The organism is Bartonella sp. CL435QHHD (assembly GCF_042195095.1).
GTDB lineage: Bacteria > Pseudomonadota > Alphaproteobacteria > Rhizobiales > Rhizobiaceae > Bartonella.
On record NZ_JBHINS010000081.1, the window covers coordinates 88,125 to 107,881 of the forward strand.

Annotated in this window: 12 protein-coding genes; 7 read left to right on the top strand and 5 right to left on the bottom strand. The window is 37.8% G+C overall.

Annotated features, from left to right (window positions below; genetic code table 11):
• Positions 1-81: 81 nt before the first annotated feature.
• A complete protein-coding gene (locus ACFILH_RS07740; protein WP_375667610.1) occupies positions 82-1,188 on the bottom strand; it encodes a branched-chain amino acid aminotransferase in 1,107 nt (368 codons plus the stop codon).
• A 310-nt stretch (positions 1,189-1,498) separates the two neighbouring features.
• On the opposite strand from ACFILH_RS07740, the gene ACFILH_RS07745 reads away from it, so the two are divergent.
• On the top strand, positions 1,499-1,774 hold the full coding sequence (locus ACFILH_RS07745) for a hypothetical protein (RefSeq protein WP_273791201.1): 276 nt from the start codon (positions 1,499-1,501) through the stop codon (positions 1,772-1,774).
• 176 nt (positions 1,775-1,950) lie between these two features.
• On the opposite strand, the gene ACFILH_RS07750 is transcribed toward ACFILH_RS07745, so the two are convergent.
• The 3 genes from ACFILH_RS07750 to ACFILH_RS07760 form a co-directional block, all read right to left on the bottom strand.
• Positions 1,951-4,467 (bottom strand): SPOR domain-containing protein, encoded by a 2,517-nt coding sequence (locus ACFILH_RS07750; protein WP_375667611.1) that lies wholly within the window; start codon positions 4,465-4,467, stop codon positions 1,951-1,953.
• A 151-nt stretch (positions 4,468-4,618) separates the two neighbouring features.
• Positions 4,619-6,376, bottom strand: coding sequence for an arginine--tRNA ligase (gene argS, locus ACFILH_RS07755; protein WP_375637463.1), 1,758 nt, complete (start codon positions 6,374-6,376; stop codon positions 4,619-4,621).
• Positions 6,377-6,406: 30 nt separating this feature from the next.
• Positions 6,407-7,609: a deoxyguanosinetriphosphate triphosphohydrolase gene (locus ACFILH_RS07760; RefSeq protein ID WP_273791198.1), complete on the bottom strand. Its 1,203-nt coding sequence runs from the start codon at positions 7,607-7,609 to the stop codon at positions 6,407-6,409.
• A gap of 108 nt (positions 7,610-7,717) precedes the next feature.
• Here ACFILH_RS07760 and ACFILH_RS07765 point away from each other — a divergent pair, with 108 nt between their 5' ends.
• From ACFILH_RS07765 to glmS, 5 genes are all read left to right on the top strand, one after another.
• Positions 7,718-8,041 (top strand): iron-sulfur cluster assembly accessory protein, encoded by a 324-nt coding sequence (locus ACFILH_RS07765; RefSeq protein ID WP_273791197.1) that lies wholly within the window; start codon positions 7,718-7,720, stop codon positions 8,039-8,041.
• Between the two features lie 39 nt (positions 8,042-8,080).
• The gene (locus tag ACFILH_RS07770) at positions 8,081-9,070 is read left to right on the top strand and encodes a carboxypeptidase regulatory-like domain-containing protein (RefSeq protein WP_375664103.1); all 990 of its coding nucleotides are present in this window, start codon (positions 8,081-8,083) and stop codon (positions 9,068-9,070) included.
• Positions 9,071-9,113: 43 nt separating this feature from the next.
• On the top strand, positions 9,114-9,902 hold the full coding sequence (locus ACFILH_RS07775; protein WP_375631278.1) for a cytochrome c biogenesis CcdA family protein: 789 nt from the start codon (positions 9,114-9,116) through the stop codon (positions 9,900-9,902).
• A 14-nt stretch (positions 9,903-9,916) separates the two neighbouring features.
• A complete protein-coding gene (glmU, locus tag ACFILH_RS07780; RefSeq protein WP_375657879.1) occupies positions 9,917-11,266 on the top strand; it encodes a bifunctional UDP-N-acetylglucosamine diphosphorylase/glucosamine-1-phosphate N-acetyltransferase GlmU in 1,350 nt (449 codons plus the stop codon).
• Between the two features lie 173 nt (positions 11,267-11,439).
• On the top strand, positions 11,440-13,263 hold the full coding sequence (glmS, locus tag ACFILH_RS07785) for a glutamine--fructose-6-phosphate transaminase (isomerizing) (protein ID WP_375663626.1): 1,824 nt from the start codon (positions 11,440-11,442) through the stop codon (positions 13,261-13,263).
• A gap of 391 nt (positions 13,264-13,654) precedes the next feature.
• Here glmS and recG read toward each other — a convergent pair whose 3' ends face one another.
• Positions 13,655-15,763, bottom strand: coding sequence for an ATP-dependent DNA helicase RecG (gene recG / locus ACFILH_RS07790; protein WP_375667613.1), 2,109 nt, complete (start codon positions 15,761-15,763; stop codon positions 13,655-13,657).
• 376 nt (positions 15,764-16,139) lie between these two features.
• Between recG and dnaE the strand changes: the two genes are divergently transcribed.
• Positions 16,140-19,607: a DNA polymerase III subunit alpha gene (gene dnaE / locus ACFILH_RS07795; RefSeq protein WP_375664102.1), complete on the top strand. Its 3,468-nt coding sequence runs from the start codon at positions 16,140-16,142 to the stop codon at positions 19,605-19,607.
• Positions 19,608-19,757: the final 150 nt, after the last annotated feature.

The following is a 19,757-nucleotide window of genomic DNA, read 5'->3' on the forward strand; positions in this document are numbered from 1 at the left end:
TAAAAGGAGTTTTTTTAGGAAATACGCTCCCATGAAGCTACTTTCATGGAAGCGTTTATAGATATGGGAATACCCTTAATATTATGAGAGTTGCACAGAATGCACCCAGCCATTTTTATCTTCTATGTTCCCTTTTTGAATGCCAACCAATTGTTTACGAAGCTGCTTTGTGACTTCTCCAACTGTTTCATTTCCAATAATAAATTCTCCTCCTTTATATCTAAAACGACCAATTGATGTGACAACGGCAGCTGTACCACAAGCAAAGGCTTCTTTAAGGTGTCCACTCTTTGCATCTTCTTGAAGCGCGGCAAAAGAATAAGGACGCTCTTCTATTTTTAATCCCATTTGTTTTGCCAACTCTAAGAGTGAATGACGTGTTATTCCTGGAAGGATAGTTCCATTAAGTGGGGGGGTTACAAGTGTATTATTGTCCATAATAAAGCAGACATTCATACCACCAAGTTCTTCAATCCATTTATGTTCAATCATATCAAGAAAGAGTACTTGGCTACAATTGTTTTCAGTTGCACTTTTTTGTGCAAGTAAGCTTGCTGCATAGTTTCCACCACATTTGGCAGCCCCTGTTCCTCTTGGACCGGCACGACTATAATCTGTTTCAATCCAGACGTTGACAGATTTTTCTTCTCCTTTGAAATAGGATTCAACTGGAGAGGCTATGATACAAAAAAGATATTTTTGAGAAGGGCGGACTCCCAAAAAGTTTTCATTGCCAAACATAAATGGACGGATATAGAGGCTAGCGTTGGGCTGATCAGAAACCCATTTTTGATCAATCTTTACTAATTGATGAACGGCATCCAGAAAAATATCTTTTGGCAATTCTGGCATAGCTAAACGCCTCGCTGATTCTATAAAGCGTTGTGCATTGGCATCAGGACGGAAGAGCAAGATGCGCCCATCTTTTGCACGATATGCTTTTAAACCCTCAAAAATTTCCTGTCCGTAATGTAAAACGGTACTTGCAGGGTTAATTTCTAAAGCTTTGTATTGAGAGATGATAGCATTGTGCCAGCCTTTGTCTTCAGTCCATTGAATAGTACACATGTGGTCTGTAAAAAATTGACCAAAACCGGGACTTTTTAAAATTTCTTCATATTTTTCTTCTGACAGAGGAGATGGGTGCTTTTCTATTTTAAAGGGAAGCGATGATATGGGAGATTTCATAAAAAACCTTTTGAGTATGTTTCATTTTTATTAATAAAAATAATGAAATATTTTGATTATAACTCTATTATTAACAAAACCTTTGTGTCAATGTTTTATTATAGAATACAAAGGGGTTTATTATAGAATTCAAAGGCTAGGGTAGGGTAGATATTTTAATTCTATCCTCGCCTCTTTTTCTCAACTTTATGAAGTAAGCTGGAACTTTTGTCTATAATTATCGTTTTCTCATAATAAGTATCTGAATAATTTCATATATGCATATTTTCTAGAAATTTAAAGGTAAGGGAATTGAGAAAAGGAATCCACTATGATTGATAAAAATTATCACACATATGAAGAACGTATGGCCGCAGAAAGAAAAGGTCGTGAACAACGTGTTTCAATCGCTAAGGGTATTTTTGCTATTCTTCTTGCGATGGTTATTATCTGGTTTATTTTTGGTTTTTTAGGATCTTTTTTTGCAAAATCTCCTGAACATAGTTCGCGTTATAATACTCCAGAAACAAGCCAAAGTGTAACAACGCCAAAAAAAGATTTAAATTCACTTCCTCCTGTACCTTATACCTATAAGGGTACGGAGTGATTTTTTCATAAATATAATCTTTTAGATAGGGCGAAAATCGACGTAGATTAAGGAATAAAGTCAGCACAAAGACATAAAAAGATTGGAACGATTTTAATTTCTGAAGTTTTTGATAAGTAATTAAATGGTATGAAAATAAATCATGCAACGGTTTTAACAACCGTTGCATGTTTGGTTTAGCGTGTGATGAAGCAGCTTCCACCAGAACTTTTAATGGATTCACAAAGGATTATGGCTTCATTACGGTCTTGCGCTTGAATCCGAACACGGTAATAAGTACCTTTTCCTGGTATAAAAGCGGATTGAATATTTAAAGAACGGGCGCCGATAAGGAATCCAAATTTAGATTTCATATTTTTTAAAGAATTTCTAGCGAGCTCATGCGTTGGTTGAGATGCAAGTTGTACGTAATAACTTTCTGAATTTTGTGCTGCGACTCTGTTTGGTGATGTGGAGCGAGACGCGGCTGGTGTTTCAACTTGTGTATTTCTTTCTGCATGAGAAGGAATAGGGATAAATTTTTCTTCAATATTTGAGCTAGAATTATTTTCTGCAATTATTTTATCAATATTATTTTTGAGATCATGATCTCTTTCTTGGTCGTTTATATCAGAATCATGCGACGAAACAAGGGACGAATCTTGAAGTTCATTAGAAGCTTGATCAATGCTTTCTTCAGATTGAGCAGCAGTTTTGCTGTTTGTTTGATGCGCGGGGGCTAGTGTAACTGTACCATCTTGATTGACAATAACAGTTTGTACTTCTCGCATTGGAATAGTATGGTTTATGGCTTCTGTGACTGCAACTTCAACATCAGATTCATTTAAAGACGAGGAGGAAACGTTTGAAGATTCTTCAGGGTTTAATTCTTTTAAATTTTCAGGTTGTTCAGAGTTATCAATAAGAAATTGTTGTGTATTTTCTTGTTTCTCATTTTGTTCAGTTGTTTGTTTATAGATATCTAAATTATGTGCAACATCATTTTTCGTTTCAGTTGTTTCTGGTTTGAATTTAAAAGGCGTATTATCAGCGTGGATAATGACCGTTTCTTCATTTTTTTGTGATGGCATAAAAAAGTGAGAATAACCTGCAAATCCAATTCCTATTAAAATAAGTATAAAAAAACCTTTAATGAAAGTTTTACCAAAAATAAAACTTTTTAAGGGAGGAGGAGCTGATGGATGCGTGGGAACCTCATCTGAGCTTGTGTATGATGAATTCTCGCTAAAAGAGGGGAAATTATATTCCATATTGGCAGAAGAAGAATAGTCGGAATTTTGTTCTTTAGAGTTTATATAAACACCTTCTTTTGAATTTTGCATAGACTGATGAAAAACTTCACTAAAAACTTCATTCTTCTGTTGTTTTTGAGAAAAATTATCTGTTGGAACATTTCCTACATTGAGTACATCAGCAAATTCTTCTTCTAAACCACCATTAGTTGGCACATCATATTCTGGCGCTTCATACGGGACTTCTGGAACCATAATAGGACCAGTTTTTTCTACAATTTCCTCTGAAAATTTATAAGTATCAACATTGGGAGGGGGAGTATCTCTGTGCGTATAGTTATGGGCAAAAAAGCCATCCGTTTGTTTTGTATTTAAAGAGGGTGATGAGGAAAGAAACTCATCTAAATTATTTTCATTATATGAAATTTCTCTATTTGGGTTAGAGGCACCTTCGGCATTATTGATGTATTGGGCTCGAGCCTCATCATATATCGGAACTTTTTCGCTATAAGTTTCTTGTTGTGAGGGGGGGGCTTCAAAAAAATGGGGATAATTGGTTGTATGATCTTCTTGTGAAGCCCCCTTTAAATAAGATTGTCTATCAACTGGTGGAGAATCTAAAGGTGAGGAGAAGGTACTTGTTGTTTGATTTCTTGCAGTGTTTTGTCTTTCTGACACAAGATTAGAAGATGAGAAAAACTCATTTTCCTCTGTAGAAGAGGAGGCATCAGGATAATCTTTTTTAATCCAATTTTCTTGATCAGCTGAAATTTTATAGGGATGGTTTATAGGAGTGTCATAGAGGTTTGGATTGTCATCATAAGTTTTTTGTATATTCGTAGTCTCAGGTTGTTGTGAATTTATTTGTGAAAAACGATTGGTTTGTTCAACATCTTCTGGCATCTCTCTCTTATTTTCGTGCCTTTCAGATTTATCAAAAAAGAAATTTTCTGATTCTGATTGTGACATAAGATTACTTTTTTCAAGAAAAGGATCAGCACTGGTTGCTGTTGTTTTCTGTTGATGTGATTGATTCTTTGGGATTGGTAATGGAGAAAGCTCATCTAAAATTTGTTCTTCATCATGACTGCTAGGTGAAGAATATTTCTCTTCAGATAAATTATTTTGTTTTGAATGGTTGAAAGAAGCAGCTTGTGCAATATTTGAGGCTGTTGCGTTGCTGGTTGCATACAAGTCCCATTGTTTTTTTTGATCATCAAACGGTAAGTCATGTGCTAAATTATTTTCAAGTTCCTCTTCTAGAAAGGACAAATCAAAATCATCATCATGGGATGATATTTCGGGGTGAGATGTTGATCGATCTGTTTTTAAAGAAGATTGCTCATTTTGGTTTCCGCTTTGTTTGTGCGGATTAAAAATGCGCGTAAGCCTTTCTAAAGGATCATGGTGTTCATGATCGTGTTTTGTTTCGTGTAGATTTTTGCGATCGTTATCGCTCATAGCTTTTCTCACATGGTGGTTTGCACTTACGTGCAATCAATGGTTGATTTTGATTTGTTATATTAAAATTATAAATTTTCCCCCTCTCATGCAATGATACATGAAAAAGTTTATTAATAGAGTACCTATTGTATGTATTTATAGAACTTTTTCAACGCATTTCTATGGGTGCTTCGACTCCTATGATGGTAAGCCCTGATGATAAAATATTGATAACAGCTTGTATCAATCCTAATCTTGCAAAGGATAACTCTTTATCATCAGGTTGAATAAAGCGTAAATTGAGATTTTCACTCCCTTTATTCCAATGGGTGTGAAAATTGGAGGCAAGGTCATAAAGATAAAACGCTAATCGATGCGGTTCCTTATGAACTACGGCCTGTTCAATGATACGTGGATATTCAGAAAGTTTGCGTATTAACAATATTTCATGGTCATCTGTTAATCGATGAAGATGGGCAATCAATGTATCATTTGAAAAGCTTTTAATATGAAGCGCTTCTTGTGCTTGACGAAAGACTGAGTGACAACGTGCACTTGCATATTGTACGTAAAAGATGGGGTTATCTTTTGATTGTTCTGTTACTTTTGCAAAATCAAAATCAAGAGGTGCTTCACACTTACGGTATAGCATCATAAAACGCACAGGATCACGCCCAACCTCTTCGACAACATCCCGTAGAGTGACAAAAGATCCTGCTCTTTTTGACATGCGTACAGGATGACCGTTGCGAAAAAGTTTTACCAATTGACACAAGAAGACACTTAATTTAGCCTTATCCCCAGAAATTGCTTTTGCCATTGCCTCCAGCCGCTTTACATAGCCAGCATGGTCTGCGCCTAGAATATAAATCATTTCATCAAAATGACGATTAAATTTATCCCGAAAATAAGCAACATCAGCAGCAAAATAAGTGTAAGAACCGTCAGATTTGACTAAAACACGGTCTTGGTCATCACCGACATTTGTTGAACGGAACAAAGTTTGTTCGCTTGGTTCCCAGTCTTCTGTATTTTGTCCCTTGGGAGGGGGGAGTTTTCCTTTGTAGATATAACCATTTAAAGTGAGGTCGTTGATGGTGTTACGAATGGCGCGTGCATTATCAGCATAAAGCATTCGCTCAGAGAAAAAGATATCATGATAAATATTAAGAGCAGCCAAATCTTCGCGAATCATGGACATCATTGCATGAATTGCACGTTCTTTCACAAGAGATAAGGCTTCATCTTTATCCATCGTGAGGAGTTGGTCACCAAACTCTTGAGCAAGCGATTGACCCAATGGTATCAAGTATTCTCCAGGATAGAGTCCTTCTGGAATTTCATTAATTTTTTGCCCAAGAGCCTCACGATAGCGCAATAGTACAGAATGGGCGAGGACTTCGATTTGTTGACCAGCATCATTGATATAATATTCTTTTGTAATGTTATAGCCCGTAAATTGCAGCAAATTGGAGAGAACATCCCCAACAACCGCTCCGCGGCAGTGTCCTACATGCATTGGTCCTGTCGGATTTGCTGAGACATATTCAACATTGATGCGTTTTCCTTGTCCCATTGGAATACGACCATAAGAAGTGCCTAATTCAAGCATGGATTTTATAGCATCTTGCCAAAATAATTTTGTAAGCTTTATGTTTATAAAACCAGGACCGGCAACATCTATATTTTCGATAGAGGGATCATTTTTAAGAAGTTCTATGATTTTATCTGCAAGTGCACGTGGATTGATTCCAATAGATTTTGCAAGCACCATAGCAGCATTGGTTGATAAATGACCATGGGAGGAATCACGTGGAGGATCAACAGTGATTTTTGATAAATCTAGATCTTCTCCATTTTTTCCTTTTAGATCAGATAATTCAATTGATCTCTTAATTTTTTTTTCGAAGTTTTTAAAGATATTCATATTTAGCTTCCATGATGATGCCAAAAGCCATTAAACGAAATTATCTGTATGGTCAAATAAACGGTGATATTCACGTAGAGCGTAGTGATCTGTCATGCCTGAAAGAAAGTCAGCAATCAAACGTGCTAACTCTTGATTTTTTAAGTGCACTGTTTTGCTCTGCCAACTTTCAGGCATTGTATTTGGATTTTCATAATAACAATTGAATAATTTTTGTACAATGCATTTTGCTGCATTGCGACGACTAAGAACTTGTTCATGATAGTAAAGATTTTTAAATAAAAAGTTTTTTAGTTCTTTTTCATAAACGGTCATTGTTGGTGAAAAGGTGACAATAGTTTGTTTTGCTTGGTGAATATCGTTTATGCTTGTTGGTTTGATGCGTGCTAAATTTTTTTGTGACTGTTTGATAACATCTTCAACCATGGTTGTTATTTGTCTTCGTACAAGTGTGTAACCGCGACGCGTTTGGTCGAGATGGGGATGCTCATCTGTTATATCTTTTAATATTGCTGCTGTTAGTGAAACATGTTCAAATTGATCGAGTGTTAAAAATTGCGAACGTAGACCATCATCAATATCATGCGCATTGTATGCGATATCATCTGCAATAGCAGCACATTGCGCTTCTAGTCCTGCAAAACAATCGAGTGCAAGGTCTTGCTTTGCATTGTATTGTAAAATATCGATAGGAACCTCCTTATTCTTCGCGTGGGGACCTAAAAGGGGGCCATTGTGCTTTACAAGTCCTTCGAGGGTTTCCCATGTAAGGTTAAGTCCATCAAAATTTGCATAGCGCTGTTCTAGTTTTGTTACAATGCGTAATGCTTGTGCATTATGATCAAAGCCGCCATAATGTACCATGGCTTCATTAAGAGCATCTTCTCCAGCATGGCCAAAGGGTGTGTGTCCAAAGTCGTGAACAAGGGCAATGGCTTCGGCAAGGTCTTCATCAAGACACAGGGCACGGGCTAATGTTCTTGCAATTTGAGAAACCTCTATGGAATGGGTTAGGCGAGTACGGTAATGATCGCTTTCATCAGCAATAAACACTTGCGTTTTATGTTTAAGACGTCGAAATGCATTAGAATGAATAATACGATCTCTATCTCGTTGAAAAGGTGAGCGTGTGGTGCTCATCGTTTCATGGTATAACCGACCACGGCTTGTTTGTGGATGAGCACTGTACACTGCTCGAGATTGGTAATTGAAGTTGATATTGCCTATATCCATTGCAAGCTGCCCATTATCATCTTAAAATCGAGAGTGGTTTATGACAAATAAACTGATCTTTGAGTGTGGGATACTCTTTCTTGATGGTTTAATGCAAGGATATATAAAATGAATGTGAAAATTTCAGATGTTGCTGCTAAAAAAATTGCACAGATACTTTTGCGTGAACCCGATAAAATAGCATTACGTATTTCTGTTGAAGGTGGTGGGTGTTCTGGTTTTTCTTATAAATATGACTTGGTTTCTGAAATGTGTGAAGATGACCTCGTTCTCAAAAAAGACGGGGCAGTTGTGTTTATTGATTTACTATCACTTCCTTTCATGGAAGGAGCTGAGATTGATTTTGTTGATGATCTTATGGGGCAGTCTTTTCAAATCCACAATCCCAATGCTGTTTCATCATGTGGTTGTGGTGTAAGTTTCTCAATTTAAAATGATGGCTGTGTGATATTGTTTCTTGAAAAAAAGATCATGTTGGTCAACAATGCAAAAATGGGTATTCTTATAAAAATAGTGCACCGATGTATATGGTTGTGCGTGGTGCTTGCTTTATTGACTTGGAGCCACTGTGCTTTTTCTGAAGCAGGAGAAGGGCAAGATCAGCAGCAGGGACAATCAAGGAGTTTTATTGTAAAGACTCAAGAGCAGGAAAACGAAAATTTAGCATATCAAACACAACTCATTTTGAATGCTCGATTAACAAATAGTCATCCGGATATTGAAAAAGGGCTTGTCTGGCGGGTTTATGCCCCTATTCTAGGGATTGATAATAAATTACCATTAGTGGCAACCTATAAGGGGGGAAGTGCACGTTTTGATCTCGAACCAGGAAGTTATCTTGTTCATGTCTCATTTGGTCATATGAGTGCTGTGCGCCATATTCGTTTAGAAAATGGGCAGAGTCTTGTAAAAAACTTTAATCTTGAGGCTGGTGGTGTCATTTTAAATGCAACACTGCTCAATGGCGTAATGAATGAAAAGGAACTCCGTTTTACCATTTATGAGGATGAAAAAGAAAATGATGATACGGGAGTGATTATATCAAATGTTAAACCCCAATCAGTTGTGCGTTTAAAAGCTGGCCGCTACCATGTTGCTTCCCATTATGGTTCCATTAATGCGACGGCTCGTTCGGATATTCAAGTGGATGCTGGTAAAATAACAGAAGTTACTCTTGAACATCAGGCCGCTCAGATTGTCTTAAAACTGGTACGGCAAGAAGGAGGGGAAGCGCTTGCAGATACAAGTTGGTCTCTTGCCAATGATTCTGGTGATATCGTTTATGAAACAGTTGGTGCGTATGTTTCACTCGTGTTAGCGGAGGGAGAGTATATTGCAATTGCTAAAAATAAAGATAAAATCTATCAGAAAGTTTTTTCAGTCGTTTCTGGTCATGATGAAGATATAAGTGTGGTGGCGAATGAACAAAATATGCAACAAATTGATGAAGATGTGGATTGATTGTTGTTCATGGGGGTAAGCTATGATGAAAGACGGGGTATGAATTTTGATTGAAATTTCAACAGTTGGTGTGTTTTTTGCTGGGGCACTCTCTTTTTTGTCACCATGCGTTTTGCCATTAGTTCCTCCTTATTTGTGCTATATGGCAGGGGTTGGTATTGATGATTTTCGTTCAGAAAAGCCTGATGAGAAAGTCTTTATACGGTGGGCTTTACTGTCTTCTGTTATTGCTTTTGTTCTTGGGTTTACGACTGTTTTTGTTGCTTTAGGTGCCAGTGCTAGCACAATTGGGAAATTCATCGGTTATTATCGTGATTGGTTTGCTCTTGCTGCTGGAATTGTCATTATTATTTTTGGTTTAAATTTTTTGGGGATTTTCAAAATCGCTTTTTTATTTCGTGAAGCGCGTTTTCAGACCAAAAAAACACCTGCTGGTCCTTTAGGCGCGTATATTATCGGTTTAGCTTTTGCTTTTGGTTGGACACCGTGTATTGGCCCTATTTTAGGTCCTATTATAACGCTTGCTGGAACAAAAGAAACTGTGGGAGAGGGAGCTGTTCTCTTAGCGGTTTATGCATTAGGTCTTGCTATTCCTTTTATGTTAGCAGCTTTATTTTCGAGCAGTTTTATGCGATTTTTAGGAGCTTTTCGTATTCATTTAGGAAAAGTTGAAAAAATTATTGGTGTTTTTCTTATTCTTACAGGGATTTTGTTTTTAACAGGTTCTATGCAGGATCTTTCATTTTGGCTTTTAGAACATTATCCTTCGTTGAGTTATATTGAAGATATTCGTTGGCACAATATTATGAATTTTTTTGGATTTTCTCGTTAGTCTTATGTGTTTTTATGGTTAGAAGTTGTCTTTCTATTGTTCTTGCCGCAGGTGAGGGGACGCGCATGAAATCGTCTCTGCCTAAGGTACTTCATAAAATTGCTGGATTGCCTCTTATATGCCATGTTCTAAAACAAATAGAATTGGCAGGCTCTTCACAATTAGCAGTTGTTGTGGGATTTGGTGCTAAGGAGGTTACGCACGTTGTTCAGTCATTTGTAAAAGATGTAATGATTTTTGAACAAAAAGAGCGTTTAGGAACAGCTCATGCTGTTTTGTCTGCTCGTTCAGCTTTGCAAAAGGAAGTGGATGATGTTCTCATTGTTTTTGGGGATACTCCTCTCATTCAGCAAGATTCATTGCACCAAATGCGTGCACAGCTTGCTGATGGAGCAGATGTTGTTTTTGCAGGTTTTCATACCAAAAATCCAACAGGTTATGGGCGTCTTCTCGAGAAAAATGGTCAATTGATTGCAATTGTAGAAGAAAAAGACGCTAGCGATGAAGAAAAAAAGATTTCTTTTTGTAACGGTGGAATACTCGCTATGCGTGGAAAACATGCACTTTCTCTTTTAGAGAAAGTTGGTAATAACAATGTGAAAAAAGAATATTACTTAACAGATATTGCTTCTCTTGCAACACGCAAGGGATTAGATGTGCGTGTTGTTGAAGTTCCTTTTGAAGATATTGTAGGAATTAACAATGGTCTTGAGCTTTCTGAGGCTGATTCTTTGTGGCAAAAACGTAAAGCGCGCGATTTAATGTTATCGGGTGTTACACTCTTAAAGCCAGAAACACTCTATTTTTCTTATGATACAGAAATTGAACCAGGAGTGGTGATAGAACCAAATGTTTATTTTGGGTTAAGCGTAAAAGTACAATCTGGTGCGGTTATTCATGCATTTAGTTATCTCGAAGGTGCTGTGGTTGGTAGAGATGCACAGATTGGTCCCTATGCACGTTTGCGTCCTGGAACAGAGTTGGCGAAGTCCGTAAAGATTGGAAATTTTTGTGAAGTCAAACAAGCTAAGGTAGGAGAATCTTCTAAAATCAATCATTTAAGTTATATTGGTGATGCTGAAATTGGTGCACATACCAATATTGGAGCCGGTACAATTACTTGCAATTATGATGGATTTAACAAATATAAAACCGTGATTGGTGATCATGCTTTTGTTGGGTCTAATACGGCACTTGTTTCCCCATTGATAATAGGGGATGGCTCTTATGTTGCTTCAGGAAGTGTTATTACTGAAAATATTCCTATGAACAGTATGGCTTTTGGGCGTGCACGACAGGTTATAAAAGAGGGCTATGCGACAAAATTTCGAGAGCGCTTGTTAGAAAACAAACAGAAAAAATGATTATTTTCGGCTTATTCTTTTGTTTCGTGTTAATCTAACGATGGATGGGAGGTTTATTCTTAAAGATTGCCGTACTCCATGTTTGAATTATTTTTATTATTTATAGTTTTAAATAAAGGCTGTTGGATTGTTTTATAAGATTTAAATCTTAAGATGTGGGTTGGAGCTTTTTAATGTGTGGAATTATTGGAATTCTTGGAAAGAGGTGTGTTTCGTCCTCTTTGGTTGAGGGGTTAAAACGTCTTGAATATAGAGGGTATGATTCATCTGGGGTGGCAACGGTCCATAATGGGCATCTTTATCGTGTACGTGCTGAGGGGAAGCTTGTTCATTTAGAAGAAAAATTAAAAAAAACACCTCTGGAGGGAAATTTAGGGATTGGTCATACCCGTTGGGCTACGCATGGAATTGCTGTTGAACGCAATGCGCATCCCCATGTGACTGAAAAGCTTGCGATTGTTCATAATGGTATTATTGAAAATTTTGTAGAACTGCAAAAGGAACTCATAGAGGATGGTTGTATCTTTGAAACAGAGACGGATACGGAAGTTATTGCACATTTAATAACGCGTGCATTAAAAGATGGTCTTTCTCCGCAAGAAGCCATACGCACCAGTTGGAAAAGGCTGCAGGGGGCTTTTGCTATTGCTCTTATTTTCGAAGGTGAAGATAACCTTATGATTGCGGCGTGTTCTGGTCCACCTCTGGCAATTGGTTATGGAAAAGATGAATTTTTTGTGGGGTCAGATGCGATTGCTTTGGCACCATTCGTTGATTATATTAGCTATATGGAAGATGGGGATTGGGCTGTTCTCACACGGGAGGGTGTTACAATTTATGATGCTAATAACCAACCGGTAAAACGTCCTGTGACGACATTACTTGAAGGGGCTTTATTGATTTCTAAGGGTAATCATCGTCATTTTATGCACAAGGAAATGTTTGAACAACCTGAAGTGATTTCTCATAATTTGGCGCATTATCTTGATCTTGGAAATTATGTCGTTCGACCCCTTGAGAATTTGATTGATTGGAAAAATATTCATCGTCTCCTTTTTGCGAGTTGTGGAACGGCGTATTATTCAACCTTAGTTGCGCGCTATTGGTTTGAGAAATTTGCCGCTTTAAGTGTTGATAATGATGTTGCTTCGGAGTTTCGTTATCGTGAACCTCCTATAACGTCTGATGTGTTATCGCTGTTTGTTTCTCAATCTGGTGAGACAGCTGATACATTGGCTTCTTTGCGTTATTGTCGTGAGCGGGGTGTAAAAACAGCAACAATTGTGAATGTAGAGCAATCAACAATGGCAAGGGAGGCTGATTTTATTCTCCCAACACTTGCCGGACCGGAAATAGGTGTTGCTTCAACAAAAGCTTTTACCTGTCAATTGGCAACGCTTGCTTCACTAGCACTTAGTGCTGCTAAACAACGTGGCTATCTTTCGGCTCAAATGGAAAAGAAACTGGTTCAACAGTTGGCAGAAGTTCCACGTATTTTAAATGAGGTCTTAAAACTAGAGAGAAAAATTGAATGTATTTGTCGTGATTTGGTGAATGCAAAAAGTGTTCTTTATCTGGGACGTGGAACTTCTTATCCGATTGCTTTGGAGGGAGCCCTTAAACTGAAAGAGCTTTCTTATATTCATGCTGAAGGTTATGCGGCAGGTGAATTAAAGCATGGACCAATTGCTCTGGTGGATGAGACAATACCCGTTATTGTTGTTGCACCGTATGATCGGTGGTTTGAAAAAACTTTTTCTAATATGCAAGAAGTGGTAGCGCGTAATGGTCGTATTATTTTAATAACCGATAAAAAAGGAGCAGAAGTAGCTTGTCTTAAGACTTTATCAACGATCACTTTGCCAGATGTTCCAGAATTTATTTCTCCTATTATTTATGCACTCCCTGTTCAGTTAATCGCTTATCATACGGCTGTTTTATTAGGAACAGATGTTGATCAACCCCGTAATTTAGCAAAATCAGTCACGGTTGAATAAAAGTATATTTCTGAATCTTTTGGAGAATAATCAAGTGTAAGAAATTGATTTATAATGAAACTTATTTTTTCATTTTTCTCTGTTGAACGAGAATACTGAAGAAAAGTTTTTTCTTTCTAAATCCTTTACGATAAAACGAAAAATATTTTCTTACCTATCAAAAAATAGATCAGTTATGTGAATATAATGGTAGAAAAAGACGCAATATTGCTTCTACTGTTTTAATGCAAGAATAATTCAGATTGAGAGAGAAGATAGTGCTGTTGATTTGTTATTCGTTCATGAAGCATAAAGATGCTAAGAGACTGCGTAGATCATTTATGGGTAATTCTAAGAGAGAAAACCATATTTGAACAGAGAGGTATTTAAGTTTTTTATTAGAGGGTCTTTGTTATCCTGCTCGTAAGAGGCGTGCAGCATCGTTGTGTCCGAAAAGATAAAGGAGCAACCGTAAAGCTTGTCCTTGCTCAGAAGAAAGATAAGGATCGCGTTGTAAAAATAAACGAGCATATTTTCTTGCCATTGACAAAAGATCGCTATGAACTGCAAGGTTTGCTATATGAAATTCAGGGACTCCGGATTGTTTTGTACCTAAAAGTTCTCCTTCGCCTCGTAGGCGCCAATCTTCTTCAGCAATTTCAAAACCATCTTCTGTATTGCGGATAATATTAAGGCGTGTTGCTGCTGTTTTAGTCAGTGGATCTTTATAGAGCAAAATGCAGGAAGATTTTTTATCGCCTCGTCCTACACGTCCACGTAATTGGTGCAATTGTGAAAGGCCAAAATGTTCCGCGTGTTCGATGATAATGATCGAAGCATCTGGAATATCTACTCCCACTTCAATGACGGTGGTTGCAACTAAAATACGTGTATTTCCACATTTAAAAGATGCCATAGCGGCTTCTTTTTCTGCTGTAGACATTTTTCCATGGATCATACCAACGTGTGCTCCAAAGCGCTCATGGAGAAATGCAAAGCGGTTTTCAATTGAAGTGAGATCAAGAGCTGTCGATTCTTCTACTAAAGGACAAATCCAATAGAGCTTTTCTCCTTTTTCTAATGCAATTGCGATTCTCTCTATAAGCTCATGAAGACGTTTCAAAGAAAGCGTTGCTGTTGTAATGGGTTGTCGTCCCATTGGTTTTTCGGTAATTTTAGAGACATCCATATCACCAAAAGCTGTTAAGACGAGTGTGCGCGGAATGGGTGTGGCGGTCATAACCAGCATATCAGCTTTATTGCCTTTTTCTGTAAGAGCGATACGTTGATGGACACCAAAACGGTGTTGTTCATCGATAATGGTTAAAGCGAGATTATTATAAGTAACGCTGTTTTGTATGAGAGCATGGGTTCCGATGACAATAGAAACTTGACCTGACAGAATATCATTCACGATATTTGTCCTCAACTTCCCTTTTTCTCGTCCTGTTAAAAGGGTTGTTTGTAATCCGACCTTTTCGGCAAGAGGAGCGATGGTGGCAAAATGTTGCCTGGCAAGCACTTCGGTTGGTGCCATTAAAGCTGATTGTCCTGAATTTTCAGCAATTTGTGCCATTGCCATCAATGCAACAACAGTTTTTCCTGCGCCTACATCACCTTGAAGTAGTCTTAGCATCGGTTCTGGTGAAGCAAGATCATTTGCGATATCTTCTACTGCTTTTTTTTGTCCGGTTGTGAGTTGAAAGGGGAGGATATTGAGCAATTTTTTAGTATAAATTCCTGTTGATGGTCGAGAAGTGCCAACAAGAGATTTAGTTTTCAAACGCACGAGTCCTAGTGCCAATTGACAAGCGAGCAATTCATCATAGGCAAGACGTTTGCGTGCTGTACTTTCTAAGGATAGATCGTCGGGGTTAATGGGCGCATGGATACGGCGTAAAGCAACAGAAAAAGAAGGAAAATTTTGCTGCTTTTTCACATTTTCATCTATCCATTCTGGGAGGAGTGGAATAAAATCAAGAGCGTTTTGTATGGCGCGTCTTAGTGTCTTTGCAGTTAGTCCTGCAGTAGAGGGATAGACAGGTTCGATGAGAGGTATCTGATTTGATTGTTCGCTCGAGGCAATATAGTCTGGATGCGCCATTGAAAGCTGTCCATTAAACCATTCAACTTTTCCTGATATAATGACTTTTTTTCCTTCGGGGAGTTGTTTTTTTAGCCAAAGAGGTTGAGCATGAAAAAAGACTAAATTTATTTTTCCTGTGTGATCATGGGCAATAACTCGATAGGGAATTCGGTTGTGACCACGGGGTGGTGATTGATGTTGATCGATGATAATTTCGAGCGTAACAGTATCTCCTTCTTTTGCACAAGCAATGCTGGGACGCATTCTGCGGTCTATAACGGAATGGGGCATTAATTGAAGAAGGTCAATAAGGGTTGCTTCGCGTTGTGTAGGATTAACATCTAAGAGTTTGGTCAATAAACCATAGACTTTAGGTGTAATACCAGAAAGAGTTCGAATAGAATTAAAAAGAGGGGTAAGAAGACTTGGAGGCATGAGCAAATTTAACCTGCCCTTTTTGTTTTTTCTAGACCTTTAGAAGAGCTTTTTGGGGATAACGTCATAAAGAGGAGGTTGTTTTATTTACACATTGAACTTTAGGAAGAAAAATACAATTAAAGGGTCAAAAATTAAAGTGCTTAGATGAGGTATATTGTTTTTCTTTTTATTTTAGGTGTTTATTTGCTGTGAATAGAAGCATTTTCTTGATAGAACTCTCTTATAAATATTAATAAAATTGGGATATTTCTCCTATGTATGATGATGAATTTATAGCTTTAAAGTTATGATAAACAGAAGTTTTTTCTTTTATAAGGGGTGCTGTTTAGCATTTATTTTGTAGTGGGAAATTGTGAGAGTGGTAAAAAATAAAATGCAAGAGAACAAAAATTCTCTTCCTCGCTTTATTCATTTGAGAGTGCATTCAGCTTATTCCTTGCTCGAGGGGGCTTTAAAAATCCCCCAAATTATTCAACAGGCGATTTCAGATCATGCACCAGCGGTTGCTATTACCGATACCAATAATTTATTTGGTGCTTTGGAATTTTCACAGCATTGTCTTTCTCATGGGGTCCAACCTATTATTGGTTGTCAGCTTACTGTTGACTTTCGTGATGAAAATGATCATTCACGTTTGGCTAAATGGCGTAATTCTTCTGATTTCTGCTCTATTGTTCTTTTGGCTGCTAGCAAAACCGGTTATGCTCATTTGGTTCGTCTTGTTAGCCGTGCTTATCTTGATAAATGTGATACTGATCCTCCTCATATTAAAGCTGATTGGTTGTCAGAACACAGTGAAGGAATAATCGCTTTAACGGGAGGAAAGGGAGGACCTATTAATCTTTCTTTGGCAGAAGAGAAAAAAGAACATGCTGTTGAGCGCTTAATTTATTTGAAAAAATCTTTTGCTGATCGTCTTTATGTGGAGTTACAACGGCATGGCTCTTATGATCAGAGAGTAGAAGCTGATCTTATTGAATTGGCTTATGCGCATGAAATTCCTCTTGTTGCAACAAATGAAGCTTTTTTTCTGAAGAGAGAAGGATATGAAGCCCATGATGCGCTGATGGCTGTTTCAGAAGGACAAATCGTCTCTAATCCAGATCGCAAACGTGTGACGCCAGATCATTATTTGAAGTCACAAGATGAAATGGTTACACTGTTTTCTGATCTTCCAGAAGCTTTGGAAAATAGTGTTGAAATTGCATTGCGTTGTCATATTGCCACGCCTCTTCGAAAACCGATATTGCCTCGTTTTATAGAACAATCTGCTAATTCAGAAAATACTTTAGAAATAGAAGATAGTGAGTTGTTAAATCAAGCTAAAGCTGGTTTGAAGATGCGGCTTGAAACAATAGGGTTGGCTGAAGGGTATACGATTGCAGATTATGAACAGCGGCTTGATTATGAAATTTCAGTTATTACGCGTATGCAATTTTCTGGATATTTTCTTATCGTTTCAGATTTCATAAAATGGGCAAAGGTTCATGATATTCCCGTTGGACCAGGACGGGGTTCTGGTGCTGGTTCACTTGTTGCTTATGCATTGACGATTACTGATGTTGATCCCTTACGGTTTTCTCTTCTCTTTGAACGTTTTCTCAACCCAGATCGTGTTTCGATGCCAGATTTTGATATCGACTTTTGTCAAGAGCGGCGCGAAGAAGTTATTCAATATGTTCAAAAAAAATATGGACGTGATCAAGTTGCTCAAATTATTACCTTTGGTAAGTTACAGGCGCGTGCAGTTTTGCGTGATGTGGGGCGTGTTTTAGAAGTTCCTTATCGTCAGGTGGATTATCTTACAAAATTAATTCCTGCCACGCCAGGAAGTCAGGTAGAATTGGCTGATGCTATTAAGGATGAACCTAAATTTGAAGAGGAAAAGAAAAAAGATCCCGTTGTTGTCCGCGCATTAGATATAGCACTTCAGTTGGAGGGACTTTATCGTCATGCTTCAACTCATGCTGCTGGGATTGTTATCGGAGATCGTCCACTTTGGGAGCTTGTCCCGATGTATCGTGATCCTCGTTCTGATATGCCTGTTACACAATTTAACATGAAATATGTGGAACAGGCGGGGCTGGTAAAATTTGATTTTCTTGGATTAAAAACGCTTACTGTTTTGAAAATGGCAGTCGATTTTGTTGCCAGAAAGGGGATTAAAATAGATTTATCAAATATTCCTCTGAATGATGAAGCAACCTACGCTATGATGGCACGTGGTGAAACGGTTGGTGTGTTTCAGGTGGAAAGTTCTGGTATGCGCAAGGCGTTGATTGGAATGAAGCCAGACCGTATTGAAGATATTATTGCGCTGGTCGCACTTTATCGTCCAGGTCCAATGGAGAATATTCCAACCTATAATGCACGCAAACATGGGGAAGAGGAAATTGCTTCTATTCATCCTAAAATAGATCATCTGATCAAAGAAACACAAGGTGTGATTGTTTATCAAGAACAGGTGATGCAGATTGCTCAGGTTCTTTCTGGTTATTCGCTTGGAGAAGCTGATTTATTACGTCGTGCTATGGGGAAAAAAATTCATGCTGAAATGCAAAAACAGCGTACGCGTTTTGTCAATGGAGCTGTTGCAGGTGGCGTGGATAAAGATCAAGCTGATATTATCTTTGATCTTTTAGCAAAATTTGCCGATTATGGTTTTAATAAATCGCATGCTGCTGCTTATGCAATTGTTTCTTACCAAACGGCTTATATGAAAGCAAACTATCCCGTTGAGTTTTTAGCTGCTTCAATGACATATGATATGACGAATACAGATAAGCTCAATGATTTTCGGCGTGAAGCATTAAGGTTGGGTATTGAAGTTATTGCACCTTCTATACAAACATCTCATCGTGTTTTTGAGGTTGGTGATAACTGTATTTATTATTCTCTTGCTGCCATTAAAGGTGTGGGAGAAACTGTTGTAGATCATATTGTTTCTTGTCGTGGGAATAAGATTTTTAAGGATTTGGAAGATTTTTGTGCGCGTGTTGATCCTCGTATTGTTAATAAGCGTGCGATGGAAAGTTTAGTTTGTGCTGGTGCTTTTGATTGTTTTAACATTGCACGTGAGGTTTTATTAGCCAATCTTGGAACCCTTCATGCGCGTGCACTTCGTATTCTCGATGACAATTCTAGCGGGCAGGTTGATATATTTGGAATGGCAGGCGGATTAAAAGAACCATTGATTTTATCGCAAACAACCCCTTGGTTGCCGGCTGAGAAACTTTATCGAGAATTTCAAGCTATAGGTTTTTACTTTTCTGCGCATCCTTTGGAGGAGTATCAAGCTATTCTAAACAAAAAACGCATTCAGACTTGGGGTAATTTTGCCAATGCCGTTAAAGGGGGAGCAACGGCTGCACGGCTTGCTGGAACTGTTGTGGCAAAAAACGTGCGCAAAACAAAATCTGGTAAAAAAATGGGAATTATTCATTTTTCTGATACAAGTGGACAATATGAAGCAGTTCTCTTTTCTGAGGCACTCTCGGATTATGAAGAGATGCTAGAACCCGGAAAATCTTTTATTATTACGGTGAGCGCAGAAAATCGTTCTGAAGGAGTTAGTTTGCGAATTGAAACAATTCAGTCTTTGGAAAATGAATCATTACAACAGCATAAAATGATGCGTCTCTTTATAAAAACAGTTGATATGCTTCCACAAATTGAACAAAACTTAAATCTTGGGGGGAATGGAGAGGTGGGGCTTATTTTAATTCAAGAGGATGGATTGCGAGAAGTCGAAATTGCGCTTCCTAAGCGATATAAGGTAAATTCACATGTCGCAAATGCTATGAAATTAATTCAGGGTGTTGTTGATGTAGAATTGAGTTAAAGAAAGATTAAAGATGGGAGCTGATTTTGAGTGGTGTTTTTGCTTTTAGGAGAGCTAAAAATTGAGCTTTTAAAATCGGATTGTAGGTTTCGAAAAATATTGCTTTTATTTGAGTAAATTATGATATTTTTTTAGTGTCATAAAATTAAA

Bases quoted from the DNA above. Each gene is read 5' to 3' on its own strand.
- ACFILH_RS07760 (WP_273791198.1), bottom strand. From the start codon at position 7,609: ATGGATATAGGCAATATCAACTTCAATTACCAATCTCGAGCAGTGTAC.
- ACFILH_RS07740 (WP_375667610.1), bottom strand. From the start codon at position 1,188: ATGAAATCTCCCATATCATCGCTTCCCTTTAAAATAGAAAAGCACCCA.
- ACFILH_RS07750 (WP_375667611.1), bottom strand. From the start codon at position 4,467: ATGAGCGATAACGATCGCAAAAATCTACACGAAACAAAACACGATCAT.
- glmU (WP_375657879.1), top strand. From the start codon at position 9,917: ATGGTTAGAAGTTGTCTTTCTATTGTTCTTGCCGCAGGTGAGGGGACG.
- argS (WP_375637463.1), bottom strand. From the start codon at position 6,376: ATGAATATCTTTAAAAACTTCGAAAAAAAAATTAAGAGATCAATTGAA.
- recG (WP_375667613.1), bottom strand. From the start codon at position 15,763: ATGCCTCCAAGTCTTCTTACCCCTCTTTTTAATTCTATTCGAACTCTT.
- ACFILH_RS07765 (WP_273791197.1), top strand. From the start codon at position 7,718: ATGAATGTGAAAATTTCAGATGTTGCTGCTAAAAAAATTGCACAGATA.
- ACFILH_RS07745 (WP_273791201.1), top strand. From the start codon at position 1,499: ATGATTGATAAAAATTATCACACATATGAAGAACGTATGGCCGCAGAA.
- glmS (WP_375663626.1), top strand. From the start codon at position 11,440: ATGTGTGGAATTATTGGAATTCTTGGAAAGAGGTGTGTTTCGTCCTCT.
- dnaE (WP_375664102.1), top strand. From the start codon at position 16,140: ATGCAAGAGAACAAAAATTCTCTTCCTCGCTTTATTCATTTGAGAGTG.
- ACFILH_RS07770 (WP_375664103.1), top strand. From the start codon at position 8,081: ATGTTGGTCAACAATGCAAAAATGGGTATTCTTATAAAAATAGTGCAC.